At 59.6% G+C, this 19,376-nt stretch carries 19 protein-coding genes; 11 read left to right on the top strand and 8 right to left on the bottom strand.

Annotation, left to right across the window (positions count from 1 at the left end):
* Positions 1-144 precede the first annotated feature (144 nt).
* Positions 145-1,734, top strand: coding sequence for a PAS domain-containing methyl-accepting chemotaxis protein (locus GTQ41_RS21890; RefSeq protein ID WP_047296390.1), 1,590 nt, complete (start codon positions 145-147; stop codon positions 1,732-1,734).
* Positions 1,735-1,874: 140 nt separating this feature from the next.
* Here the strand turns inward: GTQ41_RS21890 and GTQ41_RS21885 are convergent, their stop codons facing one another.
* The 5 genes from GTQ41_RS21885 to norR all read right to left on the bottom strand — a co-directional run bounded on the left by GTQ41_RS21885 (position 1,875) and on the right by norR (position 6,350).
* Positions 1,875-2,624 carry a YkgJ family cysteine cluster protein gene (locus GTQ41_RS21885; protein WP_047296389.1) on the bottom strand — a complete coding sequence of 250 codons (750 nt, stop codon included), beginning with the start codon at positions 2,622-2,624 and terminating at the stop codon, positions 1,875-1,877.
* Between the two features lie 86 nt (positions 2,625-2,710).
* A complete protein-coding gene (locus GTQ41_RS21880; RefSeq protein WP_047296388.1) occupies positions 2,711-3,034 on the bottom strand; it encodes a hypothetical protein in 324 nt (107 codons plus the stop codon).
* Between the two features lie 127 nt (positions 3,035-3,161).
* Positions 3,162-3,623, bottom strand: coding sequence for a GNAT family N-acetyltransferase (locus tag GTQ41_RS21875; RefSeq protein ID WP_047296386.1), 462 nt, complete (start codon positions 3,621-3,623; stop codon positions 3,162-3,164).
* A 27-nt stretch (positions 3,624-3,650) separates the two neighbouring features.
* Positions 3,651-4,553, bottom strand: coding sequence for a chemotaxis protein CheV (locus GTQ41_RS21870; protein ID WP_047296384.1), 903 nt, complete (start codon positions 4,551-4,553; stop codon positions 3,651-3,653).
* A 243-nt stretch (positions 4,554-4,796) separates the two neighbouring features.
* Entirely contained in the window at positions 4,797-6,350 is a 1,554-nt protein-coding gene (gene norR, locus GTQ41_RS21865) for a nitric oxide reductase transcriptional regulator NorR (RefSeq protein WP_047296382.1), read from the bottom strand.
* Between the two features lie 162 nt (positions 6,351-6,512).
* Here norR and hmpA point away from each other — a divergent pair, with 162 nt between their 5' ends.
* The 9 genes from hmpA to GTQ41_RS21820 all read left to right on the top strand — a co-directional run bounded on the left by hmpA (position 6,513) and on the right by GTQ41_RS21820 (position 15,582).
* A complete protein-coding gene (hmpA, locus tag GTQ41_RS21860; protein WP_047296381.1) occupies positions 6,513-7,694 on the top strand; it encodes an NO-inducible flavohemoprotein in 1,182 nt (393 codons plus the stop codon).
* 235 nt (positions 7,695-7,929) lie between these two features.
* Complete coding sequence (locus tag GTQ41_RS21855; RefSeq protein ID WP_047296379.1) at positions 7,930-8,490, top strand: ester cyclase; 561 nt, start codon at positions 7,930-7,932, stop codon at positions 8,488-8,490.
* Positions 8,491-8,515: 25 nt separating this feature from the next.
* A complete protein-coding gene (locus tag GTQ41_RS21850; RefSeq protein WP_007968385.1) occupies positions 8,516-9,025 on the top strand; it encodes a disulfide bond formation protein B in 510 nt (169 codons plus the stop codon).
* 826 nt (positions 9,026-9,851) lie between these two features.
* Positions 9,852-10,793 (top strand): ubiquinol oxidase subunit II, encoded by a 942-nt coding sequence (gene cyoA, locus GTQ41_RS21845; RefSeq protein ID WP_027612162.1) that lies wholly within the window; start codon positions 9,852-9,854, stop codon positions 10,791-10,793.
* Positions 10,794-10,796: 3 nt separating this feature from the next.
* Positions 10,797-12,824, top strand: a complete 2,028-nt coding sequence (cyoB, locus tag GTQ41_RS21840; RefSeq protein ID WP_047296376.1) for a cytochrome o ubiquinol oxidase subunit I — start codon at positions 10,797-10,799, stop codon at positions 12,822-12,824.
* Positions 12,825-12,827: 3 nt separating this feature from the next.
* Positions 12,828-13,451, top strand: a complete 624-nt coding sequence (gene cyoC, locus GTQ41_RS21835) for a cytochrome o ubiquinol oxidase subunit III (RefSeq protein WP_003227982.1) — start codon at positions 12,828-12,830, stop codon at positions 13,449-13,451.
* On the top strand, positions 13,451-13,786 hold the full coding sequence (cyoD, locus tag GTQ41_RS21830) for a cytochrome o ubiquinol oxidase subunit IV (protein ID WP_041071757.1): 336 nt from the start codon (positions 13,451-13,453) through the stop codon (positions 13,784-13,786). Before cyoC ends, cyoD begins: the two co-directional genes overlap by 1 nt.
* Before the next feature lie 10 nt (positions 13,787-13,796).
* Complete coding sequence (gene cyoE, locus GTQ41_RS21825; protein WP_003227980.1) at positions 13,797-14,684, top strand: heme o synthase; 888 nt, start codon at positions 13,797-13,799, stop codon at positions 14,682-14,684.
* A 406-nt stretch (positions 14,685-15,090) separates the two neighbouring features.
* A complete protein-coding gene (locus GTQ41_RS21820; protein ID WP_041071759.1) occupies positions 15,091-15,582 on the top strand; it encodes a RidA family protein in 492 nt (163 codons plus the stop codon).
* A gap of 66 nt (positions 15,583-15,648) precedes the next feature.
* Here the strand turns inward: GTQ41_RS21820 and GTQ41_RS21815 are convergent, their stop codons facing one another.
* The 3 genes from GTQ41_RS21815 to GTQ41_RS21805 form a co-directional block, all read right to left on the bottom strand.
* Positions 15,649-16,353: a hypothetical protein gene (locus tag GTQ41_RS21815; RefSeq protein ID WP_047296374.1), complete on the bottom strand. Its 705-nt coding sequence runs from the start codon at positions 16,351-16,353 to the stop codon at positions 15,649-15,651.
* Positions 16,354-16,472: 119 nt separating this feature from the next.
* On the bottom strand, positions 16,473-17,993 hold the full coding sequence (locus tag GTQ41_RS21810) for a HAMP domain-containing sensor histidine kinase (protein ID WP_047296372.1): 1,521 nt from the start codon (positions 17,991-17,993) through the stop codon (positions 16,473-16,475).
* Complete coding sequence (locus GTQ41_RS21805; RefSeq protein ID WP_041071765.1) at positions 17,990-18,700, bottom strand: response regulator transcription factor; 711 nt, start codon at positions 18,698-18,700, stop codon at positions 17,990-17,992. The genes GTQ41_RS21810 and GTQ41_RS21805 overlap by 4 nt, the downstream gene beginning before the upstream one ends.
* Before the next feature lie 151 nt (positions 18,701-18,851).
* Here GTQ41_RS21805 and msrB point away from each other — a divergent pair, with 151 nt between their 5' ends.
* Entirely contained in the window at positions 18,852-19,370 is a 519-nt protein-coding gene (gene msrB, locus GTQ41_RS21800; protein ID WP_041071767.1) for a peptide-methionine (R)-S-oxide reductase MsrB, read from the top strand.
* The last annotated feature ends 6 nt before the right edge of the window (positions 19,371-19,376 follow it).

Here is a 19,376-nt window from a genome sequence, read left to right as displayed (position 1 = left end):
ATCCCGCCTTCAGCCATCGACTGCGATTTTCCGTCGCAGTGATGGCTAAGTGCTCATCCCCTGAGCCAGATCAATATTTGACCAATTGGTGCGCTTAGAGTCAGCAGCCCTGCCGACTCTTCCCATAAAACGAGCGCGCTTTCCATGAAGATCAATCTCCCGGTAACCGGCCGTAGCGTCGATGTGGCGCTGGATGCGAACATTCTTTCGACCACCGATCTGACCAGCGCGATCACTTACGCCAACGACGATTTCATTCAGATCAGCGGTTATAGCCGCGACGAATTGCTCGGCACGCCACACAACTTGTTGCGTCACCCGGACATGCCGGCGCAGGCGTTTGCCCATATGTGGCAGACGCTCAAGAGCGGTCGTTCGTGGATGGGACTGGTGAAGAATCGTTGCAAAAATGGCGACCATTATTGGGTCAGCGCCTATGTCACGCCGGTCACGCAGAACGGCGTGGCGGTGGAGTATCAGTCGGTGCGCACCCGGCCTGATCCGCGGTGGGTGGCCGCGGCGGAGCGGGTTTATGCGCAGTTGCGTGGCGACGTGAAGGGACGGCGGCCGCTGCTCAGGTTAGGTTTGCGCGGCCGGATCACGGCGTTGGCCAGTGCGTTGCTGGGTCTGGTGTTGGGGATCGAGGCCTGGTTGCGTCCGGAGTCGGCGTGGATCGATGGCACGGCATTAGTCGTCGGCAGCAGTGTTTGTGCATTAGGCGTGCGCTGGATTCTGCGTCCGCTGGAACGGCTGAGCGAGCGGGCGCGGCAGGTTGCGGACAATCCGTTGAGCCAGGGCATTTACACCGGGCGCGGCGATGAGTTCGGCCAGATCGAGTTTGCCCTGCAGATGCTCGAAGCCCAGGTCGGCGCGGTGGTCGGGCGTATGGGTGACGCATCGCAACAGTTGGCCGGGCATGCGGCGCAACTGGTTGATCATCTGCAAATAAGCCACAGCAGTTCGCTGGTGCAGCAGGCGGAAACCGATCAGGTGGCGGCAGCGATTCACCAAATGGCCGCGAGTGTCGCGCAGGTCGCCAGCCATGCGCAGCAGGCGTCGGTGGCGGCGGACCTGGCCGATACGGAAACCCGTGAAGGGCATTGGCTGGTCGGTGAAAGTCGCAGTGCGGTGTTGCGTCTGGCCGAGGAATTGCGGCGGGCGACCGAGGTGATCCATCAGCTCGAAGGCCACAGCAGCGAGATTTCCGGGGTGCTGGAGGTGATCCGCAGCATCGCCGAGCAGACCAATCTGCTGGCGCTTAACGCGGCGATCGAAGCGGCGCGCGCTGGTGATGCCGGGCGCGGTTTTGCAGTGGTGGCTGATGAGGTGCGCGGGTTGGCGCGGCGCACGCAGCAATCGACCAACGAGATTCAACGAATGATCAGCACCCTGCAAAACGGCGCGCGCGATGCGGTGCTGGTGATGCAGCAAAGCAGTGAGCATGTGGATAACAGCGTCGAACAGGCACAGCGTGCGGCGCGGGCGCTGGACGGGATCAGCGAGCGGGTCGAGCAGATCACCGAAATGAGCCTGCAGATTGCCGCAGCGGTGGAGCAGCAGAGCGCGGTGAGCGAAGACATCCATCGCAATATCGTCAGCATTCGCACGGCGTCCGAATTGACGGTGGATGAGGGGCGGCTGAGTCAGCGCAACTCTGAGGATGTGGCGGGGTTAGCGGGGGATTTGCGCTTGCTGGCGCGTGAGTTCTGGGGGCGGCGGCAAGGACAGGATTGATGCTGCTCCCACTGGCCTCATCGCTGGCAAGCCAGCTCCCACAGGTTTCTCGAGTGTTCACATGACTTGTGCACGACATGGAACCTTGTGGGAGCTGGCTTGCCAGCGATGAGGCCAGTCCAATCGGCAGGAATTTCGGATCAAGCCGCCCGCAGAGAGATAAACGCATACGTCTGCGCCGGCTCCGTCACCACCAGCGCCCCAGCCGCCAGCAATTGCCCGGCCACGTCGTCTCCGGACAAATGAAACAGCCATTCACTGGATGCTGTGTTCAGTGGCTGGGAAGACACCTGATCGATCACAGACGCAAAAGCGTCCATCTGCGGTAAATACGCGGTGAACCCATCGCCCTTGAGCGCTGTGGTGCGAATTCCCAGAGCGGCACAGATCGCGTCCTTGATCCGGATGTCGTCGCGATCAGCCTGGCGTGAGCGCTGGATCAATTCCAACAGCTCCTGGTCAACCAACTCCCCGCCGGCAATCAGCAGCGGCCCCTGCTGCCACGACTCTGGCGGGCAATCCTTGGCGGCCGGATTGAGCGGGATGTGCGGATTGATCTCAGCGGGATAAATCCTGCACACCAACGGTCGGCGCTCGTAGATGCGGCACCGGTTGTCTTCGTCAAGATTCCGGCAGCGACCGACGTTGTAGGCGGCGAAAGTGATTGCCACGTGGGCCTCGGTAGTACCGCTGCGCACGGCTGCTGAACGTCGTTCAGCGTGTTCACGCTGCTGCGCCGGCAGGCCCAGGCCGTTGCCGAGAAAAGCCTCCACCAGCACGATCACCTGACCACCGTCCGCCGCCCACATGCGGGCTTCGGCGAGGGTCAGGGGCACATGGTGGTCGGTGCAGCATTTGCCGCAGCCAACGCAGGAAAACGTCGTATTCATTGCACGATCAATCTTCAATCAGGGTGTGAAACAGCGACGTAAAGTCGCCAGGCTGAGGCTGATCGAAGCAAGTTGTGCGCCAGTCCTCAAGGCTTGGCGGTCGGATGAATCGAGTCCCATTCGGTGACGAACGCGGTTTTCGACTTTTTGTTGTACAGGCACAGTTCGGTGCCTTGCTGGCCTTTCATGTGTTTTTGCGGGTATTGGCCTTGCAGCAGCACGGCGGTATAGCCGACGCGGTCATCGAACTGCGCGGGGCTGCCGACCGGTTTCGCAGCTTTCAGGCCGCTGGCCTTGGTGCAACTGGCGAGCACGGTTTTGTCGTAAGCGGCCCAGGCGTCGGGGCTGGAGGCGTGGGCCTGGGAGGCGAGGGCGGTGAGGCAGAGCAGGCTCAGAGTGAGGGTTTTCATGGGGGTGGCGTCCTTGGTCTTGAGAGTCCAAAGGTTGGAGTATTCCTAAAGACTTTTGTTGCCTGATGAGCCGCTAAAAGATCGCAGCCTGCGGCAGCTCCTACAGAGAAATGCGATCTTTTGACTTTTATTCGGCTGGCACCAATTCCCGGCGAACCACCATCATCCCGGCACTCTCATACAACCGCTGCGCCCGCAGGTTGTCTTCCAGCACCTTCAGATCGACAAATCCTTCGCGCCTTTGCTGAAACACCTTGAATGCATTCAGCAGCAACGCCCGACCCAGTCCACGACCCTGAGCGCGTGGATGCACCACCAGATTCTTGATGTAGGAACTGGTCCAGCACTGCGCCACCCCGATCACACCTTCGGCGTCTGTGGCAATCCAGCACAGCTCGGGATCGTATTCGGCATCGCTTTCAAAGCGCTGTTGCCACTCCTCCAGCGCTGGCACGCGACCGCCGCCCTCGCGGTATCCGCGTTGCATCAATTGATGCACGGCCGCCGCCAGTTCCGGGCGGTAAGTGCTCAGTTCAATGCCTTCCGGCCAGTGCGGCGGCGGCACGTCTTGACGAAGGTCGCGCCGCATCAGAAAGCAGTACGTCTGGCTCAAGAATCAATGACCGTTGGCAGCGACGTGTTTGGCGGCTTCGATCAGGCGCTGGGTCAGTTCCGGCGACGAGAACTTGGTCAGCACCGCGTTGGCCCCGGCCAGGCGGGCCTTTTCGCTGTTCATCGCGCTGTCGAGCGAGGTGTGCAGCAGCACGTAGAGGTGGGCGAAGTCCGGCGTCTCGCGCAGGGTGCGAGTGAAGGCATAGCCGTCCATTTCGGACATTTCGATGTCGGAGACGATCAGGTTGATCTGCTGTGCGGTGCCTTGCAGATCCAGCAGGCAGTCGATGGCTTCCTTGGCACTGCGCGCAGTATGGCATTGCAGGCCGAGGTTGCGCAGGGTGTGCACCGATTGCTGCAGCGCCACTTGGCTGTCATCGACCACCAGAATCCGAGCGTTGCCCAACACTTCGGCGTCTTCCATGCTCAGGTCGGTCGGGGCCATTTCGATCTGCGCCGGGGCGATGCTGTGGATGACTTTCTCGATGTCCAGCACCTGCACCAGCGTGCCGTCCACCGAGGTCACGCCGGTGATGTAGGCGCGCGAGCCGCCGGAGCCGAACGGTGGTGGCTTGATGTCGGTGGTCAGGCAATGGACGATTTTGCTCACCGCCTGCACGTGCAGTCCCTGCTTGGAGCGGCTGACGTCAGTAACGATCAGGCAGCCGCCGTTCGGGTCTTCCAGCGGTCGCTCGCCGATGGCGCGGCTGAGGTCGATCACCGACAGCGACGAGCCGCGCAGGGTGGCGATGCCTTTGATGTGCGGATGCGACTCGGGCATTTTGGTCAGCGGCGGGCAGGGGATGATTTCACTGACTTTCAGCAGGTTGATCGCCATCAGCTTGCCGCTGCGCAAGGTAAACAGCAGAAGCGAAAGTGAATCTGCGCGGGCTTTGGTGGAAGACATATGAACCTTCTGTGGAAAAAGGTGATGGGCGAGGGTGCAAATCGCCAGAAACTATTGATGCCGGGTTATCGGCGTTAACGGGGTGGGCTTTAGGTCGGTTATCGGGTAGGGCAAGAATCATCTGTGGCGAGGGGATTTATCCCCGATGGACTGCCCAGCAGTCCCATTTCTTGGTGCCGCTGCGCAGCACATCGGGGATAAATCCCCTCGCCACAAGGAATCCACTCAAACTGGATGAAGTGATTACTTCATGCCTAATCGCTTGGCCATCCGCCCCAGATTCGCCCGGTCCAGCCCCAACTCCCGCGCCGCACTGGCCCAGTTATCCTGGTTACGCTCAAGCGCAGCGCTGATCAACTGCCGCTGATATTGCTCGGTGGCGCTGCGCAAATCACCGCTGATCAACGGTATCGCCGGTACTGCAGAGGCAGGCGCTGGCGAGTTACCCACAACCTCACGCGGCAAATCCAGATCCGCCGCGCTCAGGCTGAGAATCTTCGGCCTGACCTTGCAGTTGCCCAGCGCCTTCAGCGCACTGCGCCCGATCAAGTGTTCCAGCTCGCGCACGTTGCCCGGCCAAGTGTAGGCGAGCAGCGCGTCCTGGGCGTCACTGCTCAGGCGCAGGCTGTTGAGGCCCATGCGCGAGCGGTTCTGTTCCAGAAAGAAGCCGCTGAGCAGCAACACATCGCGGCCGCGATCGCGCAGCGCCGGGACTCGCAGCGGGTACACGCTCAAGCGGTGATAGAAGTCGGCGCGGTAACGGCCGCTGCGCACTTCTTCGGCCAGATCGCGGTTGGTTGCGGCGATCAGGCGCACATCGACCTGATGTTCCTTGTCCGAGCCGAGCCGCTGCAACTGGCCGCTTTGCAGCACGCGCAACAACTTGGCCTGCACGGTCAGCGACAGTTCGCCGACCTCATCGAGAAACAGCGTGCCGCCATTGGCCAGTTCGAACTTGCCGCGACGGTCACTGGTGGCACCGGTGAAGGCGCCGCGCACATGGCCGAACAGTTCGCTTTCGACCAGCGTATCGGGCAGGGCCGCGCAGTTGAGGCTGATGAGCGGTTTGTCGGCGCGCGGTGACGCGGCGTGGATCGCCTGCGCCACCAGCTCCTTGCCGACGCCGGTTTCGCCGGTAATCAGTACGGTCAGGTCGCTGCCACCGACCAGATTGATTTCCTCCATCAGCCGTTTGTGCGCCTTGCTCTGGCCGATCATTTCGCGCTGCTGCTGGCCGCTGGCCTGGCGATAGACCTCGGCGCGCTGATGCTCGTCTTCGGCGCGCAGCGCCAGGCGTTCGATACGTTCAGCGGCGTTGACCGTGGCCGAGGCGAGGCTGGCGAACGCTTGCAGGGCGTCGAGTTCGATCGGCTCGAAACGCTCCGGATCGAGCGCATCAAGGGTGATCAGGCCCCAGAGTTTTTCATCGACGAACAGCGGGCAGCCGAGGCAGTCATGCACTTCGAGGTGATCGCCCAGACCATCGACCAAGCCGTCGTAGGGATCGGGCAGGTCGCTGTCGGCGGCGAACCGCGTCGGCCCGGCGCCGCCCAGCAGGATCTCGAAACGAGGATGTTCACTGACCTTGAAGCGCCGGCCGAGGGTGTCGGTGCTCAAGCCATCCACCGCCAGGGGCACCAGCCATTCGCCGTCCAGGCGCAGCAACGCGGCGGCGTCGCACGGCAGCAGGGCGCGCAGGGCTTCGAGCAGGCGTCGATAGCGTTCGCCTTCGGGCAGTTCGCGGGACAGGTCGGAGACCAGCGGCAGTAAAGCGGTGAGCAGGGATTTGGCGGTCATGGTATGTAGTCAAAGAGACTCGATGTGGTCGATATGACTATAAAGTGCTTCGTGTCTAAATGACTACGTAAAAATTAAGCTGTTGATTTATAAGGATAAAATATCTGGCATGAAAGCTGATAAGCCTAAGGCAATTCTCAAAAAAGCTCTGGAGTCACTCTTATGCTTAGCGTTCAGGATCGTGCCATTGTCAAATCCACTGTGCCTCTGCTGGAAAGCGGCGGTGAAGCGCTGATCACGCACTTCTACCGCATGATGCTCTCCGAATACCCTGAAGTCCGCCCGTTGTTCAATCAGGCGCATCAGGCCAGCGGCGACCAGCCACGTGCCTTGGCCAATGGCGTGTTGATGTACGCCCGACACATCGACCAGCTCGACCAGTTGGGCGATCTGGTGGCGAAGATCATCAACAAGCACGTCGCCCTGCAAATCCTCCCTGAGCACTACCCGATTGTCGGCACCTGCCTGCTGCGCGCCATTTCCGAAGTGCTTGGCGACGAAATCGCTACGCCGGAAGTGATGAGCGCGTGGGGCGCGGCGTACGGGCAACTGGCCGAGATCCTGATTGGCGCTGAAGCGGCGATCTACGACCAGAAAGAACAGGCAGTCGGCGGCTGGCGCGGGGCGCGGGAGTTCATCGTGGTGGACAAGGTCGAGGAAAGCGCGGAAATCATCTCGTTCTACTTCGAACCGGCGGATAAGGGGCCGATCCTTGCCGCCGAGCCGGGTCAGTACATCGGCATGAAGCTGATCCTCGATGGCGAAGAAATCCGCCGTAATTACTCGCTGTCGGCACTGGCCAATAAAGGTCAGTACCGCATCAGCGTCAAACGCGAACCGGGTGGTCGTGCGTCCAACCATTTGCACGATCAACTGCACGTCGGCGCGAGCATTCAACTGTTCCCGCCATCGGGCGAGTTCATCCTGACGGCCAGCGACAAACCGCTGGTGCTGATCAGCGGCGGTGTCGGCATTACCCCGACCCTCGCGATGCTCGAAGCGGCGTTGCAAACCGAGCGCCCGGTGCATTTTATCCACTGCGCGCGCAACGGCAGCGTGCATGCGTTCCGCGACTGGATCGACGGGCTGGCGGCGCGTTATCCGCAGCTCAAGCGCTTCTATTGCTACGCCGAAGATGACGGCGTGAGTCCGGCGGCGGACAAGGTCGGAATGCTCAGCCAAGAGCAATTGGCTGAATGGCTGCCGGCGCAACGTGACGTCGATGCTTACTTCTTGGGGCCGAAGGGCTTCATGGGCGCGATCAAGCGGCATCTGAAAGCACTGGGTGTGCCGGAGCAGCAGAGCCGTTATGAGTTCTTCGGGCCGGCGGCGGCTTTGGAGTAATTGCAAACACCGAGTCGTCTGCATCGCGGGCAAGCCCGCTCCCACAGGATTTGTGGCGTGCACAAAATGTGTGAACGACGCTGAATCTGTGGGAGCGGGCTTGCCCGCGATGGCCGTTACGCGGTTCTGATTCTTAAAAAGTGTTTAAAGGTTAATCGTTTCTTAACCGGTTTATCGTTTATTCCCCGATGCTGATGATAGGCGCTCGTTCGTTTAACTGATCAGGATCGCCCCCATGTCGCACATCATCTTCTCCTCTCGTTCGAGCCTGGCAACGCTTGGCCTGTCGGCTGCTTTGCTGGCCAGTCCGTTTGCTTCGGCCGAATCGGCGTTGATCGCACCACAGACCCTGATCGTCGATCAGAGCCTGCCCAAGGCTCAACGTGATGCAATGGAACTGGCGGCGCGGCGTTACGGCAGTTTCTGGAACAGTGGGGAAGAGGCCCTGGCCACGGCAGCCTTGTCGCCGCAGTTTGTCGACAAGACCCCGCCAGAAGGGCGGGTGCAGGGCCCGAGCGGGCCGTTGCTGGCGTCGAAGTTCTTTCGCACGGCGGTGCCGGACCTGAGCTGCGAGATCGAGCAAATGATCATTGCCGGTGACCGCGTGGTGGTGCATCTGCACTTTCGCGGCCACTTCAGCGGTACGTTCAAGACTCTCAAAGGGCAGGGCCAGCGTGTAGACTTCCGGGCAACCGATATCTATCAGATCGACAACGGTCGCATCGCGGCCAATTGGCATATCGAAGACAACATCAGTCTGATGGCGCAACTGCAAGCGCAGCCGCCAGCCAGCTGAACCATGGACATACAAGGGAAACGCGATGAGCGAGGAAACGATTCGACTGGGACGTGAGCGGCGCTTTCTGGTGCTGCTGGGCATCATCTGTCTGGCACTGATCGGCGGTGCGCTGTACATGCAGGTCGTGCTGGGCGAGGCGCCATGCCCGCTGTGCATCCTGCAGCGTTATGCATTGCTGCTGATTGCGCTGTTCGCGTTTATCGGCGCGGCGATGCGCACCCGCCGCAGCATCACGGTATTTGAGGTACTGGTGGTGATCTGCGCGATCGCCGGTGCCGGTGTCGCCGGGCATCATGTGTACACCCAGTTCTATCCGGCGGTGAGCTGCGGCATCGATGTGCTGCAGCCGATTGTCGACGACCTGCCGCTGGCGAAGATCTTCCCGCTGGGCTTCCAGGTCGACGGTTTCTGCTCGACGCCGTACCCGCCGATCCTCGGCCTGTCGCTGGCGCAATGGGCGCTAGTGGCCTTCGTGCTGGTGGTGATCCTGGTGCCGCTGCTGACCTCGCGTAACCGAAAAGCACTGCGCTGAGTCAACTCTTCGACGGATTGGCCGATACAGAAAACGCCCCGATTTGCGGATCAGCCGCTCGGGGCGTTTTGCATTTCAGAGAGTTTGTGAAATCACCGTGACGAACGGCAATGGAGCGTGCGACAGGTGTGCGACATGTTGTCACACACGCCGTGTCGCAGGGCGTTTCAGCAACCCGGATTGGCGTAATGTTACAAAAAAGGATTGGTCTGTTTCGGCATTTTTCTGGTTTTGCACGCAGGTGCCAGATCAGGCAGTTTTAACAGGCTCTGGCACATGGCCAGAGGCCTTTGAATATCGGGCTTTGCGCCGATTCGCTGCCGGAAAAAAGCCTTCGGAGCTGTCTGAACTGAGGTGTATAGGCCTACATTTTTTGGTGTTTTTGTTGAGAATCGATTTCGATAACATGCGGAACTTTTGCAAAAACGGTGATGGATTGTTGCTCTGAGCGATAAAAATTATTTCGGGATAAGACATGGTGTATAGGGCGCTACCTATCTACAATCGCCCGCACTGAATTCCCGGCACTGTTCAACCTTTATTAAGGAACTGGACAGGAAGTCGGGTGTCGAGCCGGCCGAAAGGCTTTCGAGACACCCAGGTGTCGGTGCCTTCCAACTTTCCGCACCAAATGGAATTGGTCTGTAACAAGGCCTTTGACCACGAATTCGAATAAGAACTGACCGCTGTCCCAAGGTTTTGTCGAGCGTCTGACGCGCGACGGGCGGCCCTTATTCAATCCAAAGAAAATGCCAACCCTTGGCAGGGTGAAGTGTTGGCGATCAAAACCCAACTGCATTGCGCAAGCTGCTTTAGAGGTCGTGAGATGAGTAAAAACAGGTACCCCAGATTACTAGGCCTAGTGCCGCTGCTCGGCACGTTGTTGCTGGGAGGCTGCAACATGACCCTGCTCAATCCAACGGGCCAGGTCGGCCTGGAACAGCGCAACCTGATCATCACCGCCACGCTGCTGATGCTGTTGGTCGTTGTGCCGGTTATCGTCATGACCTTCCTGTTCGCCTGGAAGTACCGCGCGTCCAACAAGGATGCCGTCTACACCCCGAAATGGTCGCACTCGACCAAAATCGAAGTGGCGGTCTGGACCATCCCGGTTCTGATCATCATCGCCCTGGGTTACATCACCTACATTTCGACCCACAAACTGGACCCGTACCGTCCGATTGAATCCGACGTCAAGCCGGTGACCATCGAAGTCGTTGCGCTGGACTGGAAGTGGCTGTTCATCTACCCGGAACAAGGCATTGCCACGGTCAATAAGATCGTGTTCCCGGCGCATACCCCGGTCAACTTCCGGATCACCTCCGACGCCGTGATGAACTCGTTCTTCATCCCGGGCCTGGGCGGCCAGATCTACGCGATGGCGGGCATGACCACCAAACTGCACCTGATCGCTGACCGCAACGCTGAAATGGACGGTATCTCCGCCAACTACAGCGGCGCTGGTTTCACCGGTATGAAATTCAAAGCGATCGCAACTTCTCAGGAAGATTTCGACGCCTGGGTAAGTGAAGTCAAAAAGGCACCTAAACAGCTTGAACAAGCTGAATACGCAGCCCTTGCCAAGCCAAGCCAGAACAATCCAGTCGAGCTCTACTCCTCGGTCACGCCGAACCTGTTCCAGACCATCGTCGACAAGTACGAAGGCATGAAACCGGGCAAGCCGCTGAAGCACGAGAAGAAAGAGAAAGAAGTGGCGGCAACGGACATGGACTCGAATTCGCATTCAGCTGCCGGGGCAGAGGAGTAAACGATGTTTGGTAAATTAAGTTGGGAAGCGATCCCTTTCCACGAGCCGATCGTGATGGTCACCATCTCGATGATCGCGCTCGGTGGTCTGGCGTTGTTCGCTGCAATCACCTACTTCAAGAAGTGGACCTACTTGTGGACCGAGTGGCTGACGTCGGTCGACCACAAGAAAATCGGCGTGATGTACATCATCGTTGCCATGGTCATGCTGCTGCGTGGCTTTGCCGATGCGATCATGATGCGTACCCAGCTGGCCATGGCCACCGAGGGTTCGCCTGGCTACCTGCCACCTGAACACTATGACCAGATCTTCACCGCTCACGGTGTGATCATGATCATCTTCATGGCGATGCCATTCTTCACCGGCCTGATGAACCTTGCAGTGCCGCTGCAGATCGGCGCGCGTGACGTTGCCTTCCCGTTCCTGAACTCCCTGAGCTTCTGGCTGCTGGTGTCCGGCGTTGTGCTGATCAACCTGTCCCTGGGCGTCGGCGAATTCGCCAAGACCGGCTGGGTTGCCTATCCGCCGCTGTCGGGTCTGCAATACAGCCCTGGCGTGGGGATGGACTACTACATCTGGGCGCTACAGCTATCCGGGTTGGGTACGACGCTGACGGGGGTCAACTTCCTCGCCACCGTACTGAAAATGCGTACCCCTGGCATGAAACTGATGGACATGCCGATCTTCACCTGGACCTGCACCTGGGCTAACGTCCTGATCGTGGCTTCGTTCCCGATCCTGACCGCTACCCTGGCACTGCTGACCCTCGACCGTTACATGGATTTCCACATTTTCACCAATGAACTTGGTGGCAATCCAATGATGTACGTCAACCTGTTCTGGGCCTGGGGCCACCCTGAGGTTTACATCCTGATCCTGCCGGCATTCGGCATCTTCTCGGAAGTGATCTCGGCGTTCACCGGCAAGAAACTGTTCGGCCACCACTCGATGATCTACGCTTCGGGCGCGATCTCGGTACTGGGCTTCATGGTTTGGCTGCACCACTTCTTCACCATGGGTTCGGGTGCCAGCGTCAACGCCTTCTTCGGTCTGGCGACGATGCTGATTTCCATCCCGACGGGTGTGAAACTGTTCAACTGGCTGTTCACCATCTACCAGGGCCGTCTGCGCTTCACCAGCCAGGTCATGTGGACCCTGGGCTTCATGGTGACCTTCGCCATCGGCGGCATGACCGGCGTACTGCTGGCCATCCCGGGTGCTGACTTCGTTCTGCACAACAGCCTGTTCGTGATTGCGCACTTCCACAACGTGATCATCGGCGGCGCGGTATTCGGCTACATCGCTGGTTTCGGCTTCTACTTCCCGAAAGCGTTCGGCTTCAAGCTGCACGAAGGTTGGGGTAAAGCAGCGTTCTGGTTCTGGATCTCGGGCTTCTTCGTCGCGTTCATGCCGCTCTATGCACTGGGCTTCATGGGCATGACCCGTCGTCTGAACGCCACCACCAACCCTGAGTGGGTACCGTACCTGTACGTGGCCATGTTCGGTGCGATCCTGATCGCCGTGGGCATCGCCTGCCAGCTGATCCAGCTGTACGTCAGTGTGCGTGACCGCAACAAGCCAGAGAACATGTGCGAACACGGTGACCCGTGGAATGCCCACACTCTGGAATGGTCGACCTCGTCGCCACCTCCGTTCTACAACTTCGCTGTGCTGCCTAAGGCTGACTGCATCGACCCGTTCACCGAAGCCAAGGAAAACGGTACTGCGTACCAGGCTCCGGCCAAGTACGAGCCGATCCACATGCCAAACAACACCGCCACTGGCGTGGTGATGGGCGCACTGCTGACCGTCTTCGGTTTCGCGATGATCTGGCACATCTGGTGGTTGGCGATCGCCAGCCTGGCCGGCACTGTCATCTACTTCGTGATCCACGCGGCACGTGACGACCAGGGCTACATGGTTCCGGTTGAAACGATCGAGCGCATCGAAGCCGAGCAGCACAAGCGTCTGGTCGCGGCAGGGAAAATCCCGGCCAATGCCACCCGTGTAACCTCGTTGGAACAGGCTTAAACCATGTCGAACTTAGTGACCAATGTTGGACACGCCCATGGTGACCATGGGCACGATGACCATCACCACGACTCGGGCGAGATGACCGTATACGGTTTCTGGCTCTACCTGATGACCGACTGCATTCTGTTTGCGTCGATCTTCGCGGTGTACGCAGTACTGGTAAACAACGTCGCCGGTGGCCCGTCGGGCCACGACATCTTCGAACTGCCATACGTGCTGGGCGAAACCGCTCTGCTGTTGTTCAGTTCGATCACCTACGGCTTCGCCATGCTGGCGTTGTACAAAGGCAAGAAGCAGCAGGTTCTGGGCTGGTTGTTCATGACCTTCCTGCTCGGCGCAGGCTTCATCGCCATGGAGATCAACGAGTTCCACCTGCTGATCTCCGAGGGCTTCGGTCCTAGCCGTTCCGGCTTCCTGTCGGCGTTCTTCACCCTGGTCGGTACCCACGGTCTGCACGTATCCGCGGGTCTGATCTGGATGGGCATCATGATGTACCAGGTCAACAAGCACGGCCTGACGGCGACCAACAAGACCCGTCTGAGCTGCCTGAGCCTGTTCTGGCACTTCCTGGACGTGGTGTGGATCTGCGTATTCACCGTTGTTTACCTGATGGGGACCCTGTAATGGCTAATGCACACTCCCATGACAGCCATGATGCTGGCCACGGCAGCGTAAAGTCGTACGCCATCGGCTTCATCCTGTCGGTGATCCTGACCGTCATCCCGTTCGGCCTGGTGATGTACCCGACCTTGCCGAAGTCCACGACGCTGGCAATCGTCCTGCTGTTCGCGGTAATCCAGGTGATCGTTCACCTGTACTACTTCCTGCACCTGGACCGTTCGATTGCACAACGTAACAACGTGATCGCGTTTGTCTTTACGGCCATCGTGATCCTGCTGCTGGTTGGCCTGTCGCTGTGGATCATGTTCAGCATCCACACGTACATGATGGCGAAGTGAGGTAGACCCGATGTCGCTCAAGCACTTTATCCAAATCACCAAACCGGGGATCATTTTCGGTAACGTGCTTTCTGTGGCAGGCGGGTTCTTCCTGGCCTCGAAAGGGCATGTAGATCTGGCGGTGTTCCTGGCCGCCATGATCGGCACTTCCCTGGTTGTGGCCTCCGGTTGCGTGTTCAACAACTGCATCGACCGCGACATCGACCTGAAGATGGAACGCACCAAGAACCGGGTGCTGGTGCAGGGCTTGATCTCCCTGAAACTGGCCCTGGTCTACGCGACCATCCTGGGTGTTCTCGGCGTTGCCTTGTTGTACAAGGTGGCCAACCCGTTGGCCGCCCTGTTCGCGGTAATCGGCTTCATCATCTACGTCGGCTTCTACAGCCTGTACCTCAAGCGCAAGTCGGTTCACGGCACGCTGGTGGGCAGTCTGTCGGGCGCCATGCCGCCAGTGATCGGTTACGTTGCCGTGACCAACAGCTTCGACATGGCCGCACTGACCCTGCTGGTGATGTTCAGCCTGTGGCAGATGCCGCATTCCTACGCCATCGCGATCTTCCGTTTCAACGACTACCTGGCCGCATCGATTCCGGTGCTGCCAGTCAAGCGCGGAATCGAAGTGGCCAAGAAGCACATCCTGCTCTACATCCTGGCGTTCCTCGTGGCGACCTTGATGCTGACTTTCAGCGGTTACGCCGGCATGAGCTACCTCGCCGTTGCCGCGGCCATGGGCATGTACTGGTTGTACATGGCCTGGACCGGCTACAAGGCGGTGGATGACACGGTCTGGGCACGCAAGCTGTTCGTGTTCTCGATCTTCACCATCACCGCCCTGAGCGTCATGATGTCCCTGGACTTCAAGGTGCCGGCCGAGCTGCTGCTGACGTACGCGCCGTAAGGCTCGATGGCTTCACGAAAAACCCCGCACATTGAGAGATGTGCGGGGTTTTTTGTTGGGTGCTATTTAAGGTTGAGCGTGTCTTTGGGAAACGACTGTCTGCTTATAGAGAGATCTCCTACCTTCAGAAAACTTTTCATTAGTTAGGATCCCAGAGGCTATTTTCTAATGGGGCAGGTTTGGATGAAAAAGCGCGATCTGTTTGCTGAGTTAATGCAGGGCGTCGCAGAGATGGCGGCACACCGTGAAAATGTGGCGAAGGATGCCTCAGCGGCCGGTTGCTATCACTTCGTGAAACACCTAGATTTGGATCCAACTATGTCGATGACCTGCCACAAATCGAATCTCCGGCAATCATCGGTCTTAACCTGCGGTTCTTCATGCACTGATCAAAAGGCTGGGCGAAATGACTGAGAGGATGACCTGCGACGAACGCTTCATTGCCCTGGCACAAGAGCTGAACTACGACATCTATGGCGAGAACACTGCCGGCGGCAATTACGCGCCGCTGATCCGTCATCGCGATGAGTTGTACATCAGCGGCATGGTGCCGCGGGTCAATGGCAGGATTCTGTATCCCGGTCGCGTCGGGTTGGAGTTGACGCTCAAGGATGCCCAGGCAGCCGCGAGCATCAGTGCCATGCGCTGCCTGGCACTGATCGTCGATGCGGTGGGTTCGCTGGACAAGATCCGGGCGTTATTACGGGTCACGGTGTATGTGAAGTCGACCCCGGACTTCGTTGACCTGAGCGAGGTGGCCAACGGCGCATCGGACGTGTTCAGCCATGTGCTCGGCGATGCTGGCCGGCACACCCGCACCACGGTCGGTGTCTATCAGTTGCCGAAGAATGCTGCGATCGAGGTCGACATGATCGTTGCGGTACAGCCGGAAGTCTGACCGCCGCAACGCCCAAAAAAAGCCCCGCCTGAATCTCAGAGCGGGGCTTTTTTGTCGGCGCCGGATTTACTGCGCGGCGATGCTGTAACCCTCGAACGCCGTCTGCTGTTGCAGTGCGGTGATGATGTTCTTGCGGTTGATTGCGTGTTCGGTGCCGGCGTTGTCGACAAAGGTTTCGCCTTCCAGCTCGGCTTCTTCGCCTTCACCGACAAACGTGAAACCGAGGAACTCCAGCGCCTCACGGTCAACGTTCATGCGCGAGCGCGGCGTGCGCAGCGGCAGGGTCACGCTGCTGCCGTCCTTGCTGATGGTGAAGATTTCGACTTCTTTCTTGGCGCGAGCAGCTTTGCCCTTGCCGCCACTCGGGTTGCTGATCGCCTGGTGGGTCTGGTTCAGCACCTTGAGGGCCAGGCCGTAGACGATTTCCTGGAACGCCGGATCGTCCTTGAAGCAGGACAGGATGCGGCCGATCGAGAACTTGCTGCTCAGGTCTTCAAGGGCGGCGAGGTCGGCGGCTTCGGCGTCTTTCAGCGCCTTGAGCTGGCCCATCAGCTCATAGGCCTTGTCGTCGTCGAAGCTGTCGTGTGCCTGACGGATCGCGGCGCGCAGTTCGCGGATCTGGTCGCTTTCGCGGGTCGACTGGAAAGCGTCCAGCACCATCTCGCTGATGATTTTGGCTTGTGGGAGGTGTTGTGAAAGATTGATGGAGTTTTCGTATTCCGCTTTGGACGATTCGGTGACTACGGATTCAGCGGTGTTGAAATCGGACATTGAAATTTCACTACTTTTTTAACTTGAGTGGAAACGAGAAAGCGCGAGGTCTTTTTCAGGCCGGTTAATTTAGGGGAGCGGGGCGGCGTTGTCACGGAACAACAGTCCGGTGGTGCGGATTATTTGTCCGGCGTGTTCAGGTTCATCGAGCGCACCATCCACTGTTCCGCGGTTTGCTGATCGGTCGGCAGCGTGAAGCGGAAAGTCGCCCCGCGCCCGGCGACATCGATCAACTGAATCTCACGCCCGTGCAGTTGCAGGATACGGTGGACGATGCGCAGACCCAGTCCGCCGTCACGTCGCGCCCCGCCAATATTGAACGGACGCAGGAACAGACCTTCGCGCAGCTCCGGAGCGATGCCGGGGCCGGTGTCGCTGACGGTGACTTCGACCAAGACGCCCAGGGGTTTCACATCCAGCTCGATTTCACCGCCCGCAGGCGTGTAGCGCAAGGCGTTATCCACCAGGTTGGTGAGCACCCGTTCGATCAACCCGAGGTCGGCGCAGACCGTTGGCAGGTTGGGCACGAAGCTGGCCTTGAGTTCGACATGGCGGGCTTCGGCGGCCAGTTCGAATTTCTGGAAGATGTCCTGCAGCAGATCGATCAGTGAAAAGCGTTCCAGTACCGGTTGCACGAAACCGTGTTCCAGACGAACCAGCTCCAGCAGCGATTGCGCCAACCCGCCGACCTTGCGGCTCTGATCCAGCGCAATGCCCAGATAGCGGCGGCGTTCTTCGGCGGTGAGCGTAGCGTCCTTGAGTGACAGGGTTTCCAGATAACCGTGCAGCGAGGCCAGTGGCGTGCGCAGGTCGTGGGAGATATTCGCCACCAGTTCGCGTCGCTCCTGATCCTGGCGGGTCAATGAGCGCCACTGCTCACCGAGGCGTTTTTGCATTTGGCGGAAGGCGCCATCAAGCACGGCGATCTCATCCGGGTCAGCGCTTTTATCCACAGCTGCTGACGGAGCGGGCAGCGGTTGCGGCGTGCCATCAATGTCGAAGCGGCTGACGGTTTCGGTCAATCGGCGCAAGGGTCGGGTAATCAGGTTGAACGCCGTGAGACCCGCGATCAGGCACAACAGCGCCACCAGCCCGATCGACAGCAACGCCGTATTGAGTGCGGCACTGGTCGCGCCCCGTTCAGCGAAGCGATCGTGTTCTTCGCTGAGCAACACCACGTACAGATAACCGGCGGACTTGCCGTTGACCTTCAATGGCGCGGCACTGAACACCTTGCGCCCGTCGGCACTGCGCGGGTCATCACCGAGGATCGGCAGCGGCTGGTCATTGAGCAGGCGGCGGATCGGCGCCAGATCGACGGTTTCCCGGCGCAGATGGCCTTCCGGCGCCGCGTTGCCGACAATCCGCCCCTCGCTGTCGAGCAGGTACACCTCGACACTCGGGTTGACCAGCATCAGCTTGCTGAACAGTTCGCGCACGGCGCCGGGCATCAGGCCATTGCTGTCCATCAGCACCGTGTCATGGGCGATGTGCTGCGCCAGATCCCGCGACAGGCCTTGCACCACTTCCAGTTCATGCATCTTGCTCGAGCGCACTTGCAGCCATGCCGAGGTGCCGCAGCACACCAGCAGCAAAACGGCGAACACCAGCGACAGGCGCTGCGACAGGTTCAGTCTCATGGTTGTTCCGTGCCGAATTTATAGCCGCGACCCCACACGGTGAGGATGCGGGTCGGTTGTGCCGGATCGCTTTCGATCTTCGCCCGCAGGCGATTGATGTGGGTGTTGACCGTGTGCTCGTAACCTTCATGACTGTAGCCCCACACCGCGTTCAGCAGGTCCATGCGTGAGAAGACCTTGCCCGGTTGTCGGGCGAAGAAATACAGCAGGTCGAACTCTCGCGGAGTGAGGTCCAGACGCGCGCCATTGAGGGTGACGTCGCGGGTGATCGGGTCGATGTTCAGACCATCGAGGCTGAGGCTGCCGGCGTCCATCTTCAGATTGCGCGCCATGGCGTCGACCCGGCGCAGCAAGGCTTTGACCCGGGCCACCAGCTCCAGCATGGAAAACGGTTTGGCGAGGTAATCGTCGGCCCCCAGTTCCAGACCCAGAATGCGGTGCAGTTCGCTGGAGCGCGCGCTGGTGATGATGATCGGCGTATAGCGCGCCATCGCCCGGGCGCGGCGGCAGATTTCCAGGCCGTCGACGCCCGGCAGCATCAGGTCGAGGATCAGCGCATCCCATTGCCCCTGCTGCAACAGGCGCATGCCTTCATCGCCGTCGGCGCTGTGCACGACGTCGTAATGCTCGTCGCGCAGGTGCAGGCAAATCAGGTCAGCGATGTGTTGATCATCCTCGACCACGAGGATGCGTCTGGTCGGTTCCATCAAGCTCAATCCTTCGGCGCAATGAGTGCATTGTGCGGGTTTTCCTCGGGGCGAGTTATCACGAATTCGTTAACTTCCCGTGAGGATTTGGCGATCAACCCAAGCCTAGGCTGTGTTCCATGACAGGCACCTGGAATTTTTGGAGACGGCCATGTTTTCACGGCGACAGATTCTCGTAGCGAGCGGCGGGCTGGGGCTCGCAGCCCTGGTGGCGGGTGTATTGCCAAAATTGTCCCCGGGCACCGCGCTGGTCGAGCAGGCGCAAGCGGATGAGGCGTTTGAGGTGACCCATAGCGACAGCGAATGGCACTCGCTGCTCTCGGATGAGCAATACGCCATCCTGCGCGAAGAAGGCACTGAACGGGCCTACACCAGCCCGCTCAACAACGAACATCGCAGCGGCACATTCGCCTGCGCGGGCTGTGCCCTGGCGCTGTTTTCATCGGCAACCAAGTTCGACAGCCACACCGGTTGGCCGAGTTTCTGGGCACCGCTGGAACAGGCGGTGGCCACGCGTCAGGACCGTTCCTTCGGCATGGTCCGCAATGAAGTGCACTGCCGGCGCTGCGGCGGGCACTTGGGGCATGTCTTTGATGACGGCCCGAAACCGACCGGCCTGCGCTATTGCATGAATGGCCTGGCGATGACGTTCAAACCCGTGGCGGCATGAGCCATG

Origin of the sequence: Pseudomonas sp. AN-B15 (assembly GCF_019056475.1) — a bacterium.
Taxonomy (GTDB): domain Bacteria; phylum Pseudomonadota; class Gammaproteobacteria; order Pseudomonadales; family Pseudomonadaceae; genus Aquipseudomonas; species Aquipseudomonas parakoreensis.
The sequence above is the reverse complement of the archived record's forward strand: the minus strand, read 5'-3'. Positions and strand labels throughout refer to the sequence as shown.

What these genes read in the sequence shown, in the direction of transcription:
- GTQ41_RS21890 (WP_047296390.1), top strand. Translation starts at nt 145, where the DNA reads ATGAAGATCAATCTCCCGGTAACCGGCCGTAGCGTCGATGTGGCGCTG.
- GTQ41_RS21885 (WP_047296389.1), bottom strand. Translation starts at nt 2,624, where the DNA reads ATGAATACGACGTTTTCCTGCGTTGGCTGCGGCAAATGCTGCACCGAC.
- GTQ41_RS21880 (WP_047296388.1), bottom strand. Translation starts at nt 3,034, where the DNA reads ATGAAAACCCTCACTCTGAGCCTGCTCTGCCTCACCGCCCTCGCCTCC.
- GTQ41_RS21875 (WP_047296386.1), bottom strand. Translation starts at nt 3,623, where the DNA reads ATGCGGCGCGACCTTCGTCAAGACGTGCCGCCGCCGCACTGGCCGGAA.
- GTQ41_RS21870 (WP_047296384.1), bottom strand. Translation starts at nt 4,553, where the DNA reads ATGTCTTCCACCAAAGCCCGCGCAGATTCACTTTCGCTTCTGCTGTTT.
- norR (WP_047296382.1), bottom strand. Translation starts at nt 6,350, where the DNA reads ATGACCGCCAAATCCCTGCTCACCGCTTTACTGCCGCTGGTCTCCGAC.
- hmpA (WP_047296381.1), top strand. Translation starts at nt 6,513, where the DNA reads ATGCTTAGCGTTCAGGATCGTGCCATTGTCAAATCCACTGTGCCTCTG.
- GTQ41_RS21855 (WP_047296379.1), top strand. Translation starts at nt 7,930, where the DNA reads ATGTCGCACATCATCTTCTCCTCTCGTTCGAGCCTGGCAACGCTTGGC.
- GTQ41_RS21850 (WP_007968385.1), top strand. Translation starts at nt 8,516, where the DNA reads ATGAGCGAGGAAACGATTCGACTGGGACGTGAGCGGCGCTTTCTGGTG.
- cyoA (WP_027612162.1), top strand. Translation starts at nt 9,852, where the DNA reads ATGAGTAAAAACAGGTACCCCAGATTACTAGGCCTAGTGCCGCTGCTC.
- cyoB (WP_047296376.1), top strand. Translation starts at nt 10,797, where the DNA reads ATGTTTGGTAAATTAAGTTGGGAAGCGATCCCTTTCCACGAGCCGATC.
- cyoC (WP_003227982.1), top strand. Translation starts at nt 12,828, where the DNA reads ATGTCGAACTTAGTGACCAATGTTGGACACGCCCATGGTGACCATGGG.
- cyoD (WP_041071757.1), top strand. Translation starts at nt 13,451, where the DNA reads ATGGCTAATGCACACTCCCATGACAGCCATGATGCTGGCCACGGCAGC.
- cyoE (WP_003227980.1), top strand. Translation starts at nt 13,797, where the DNA reads ATGTCGCTCAAGCACTTTATCCAAATCACCAAACCGGGGATCATTTTC.
- GTQ41_RS21820 (WP_041071759.1), top strand. Translation starts at nt 15,091, where the DNA reads ATGACTGAGAGGATGACCTGCGACGAACGCTTCATTGCCCTGGCACAA.
- GTQ41_RS21815 (WP_047296374.1), bottom strand. Translation starts at nt 16,353, where the DNA reads ATGTCCGATTTCAACACCGCTGAATCCGTAGTCACCGAATCGTCCAAA.
- GTQ41_RS21810 (WP_047296372.1), bottom strand. Translation starts at nt 17,993, where the DNA reads ATGAGACTGAACCTGTCGCAGCGCCTGTCGCTGGTGTTCGCCGTTTTG.
- GTQ41_RS21805 (WP_041071765.1), bottom strand. Translation starts at nt 18,700, where the DNA reads ATGGAACCGACCAGACGCATCCTCGTGGTCGAGGATGATCAACACATC.
- msrB (WP_041071767.1), top strand. Translation starts at nt 18,852, where the DNA reads ATGTTTTCACGGCGACAGATTCTCGTAGCGAGCGGCGGGCTGGGGCTC.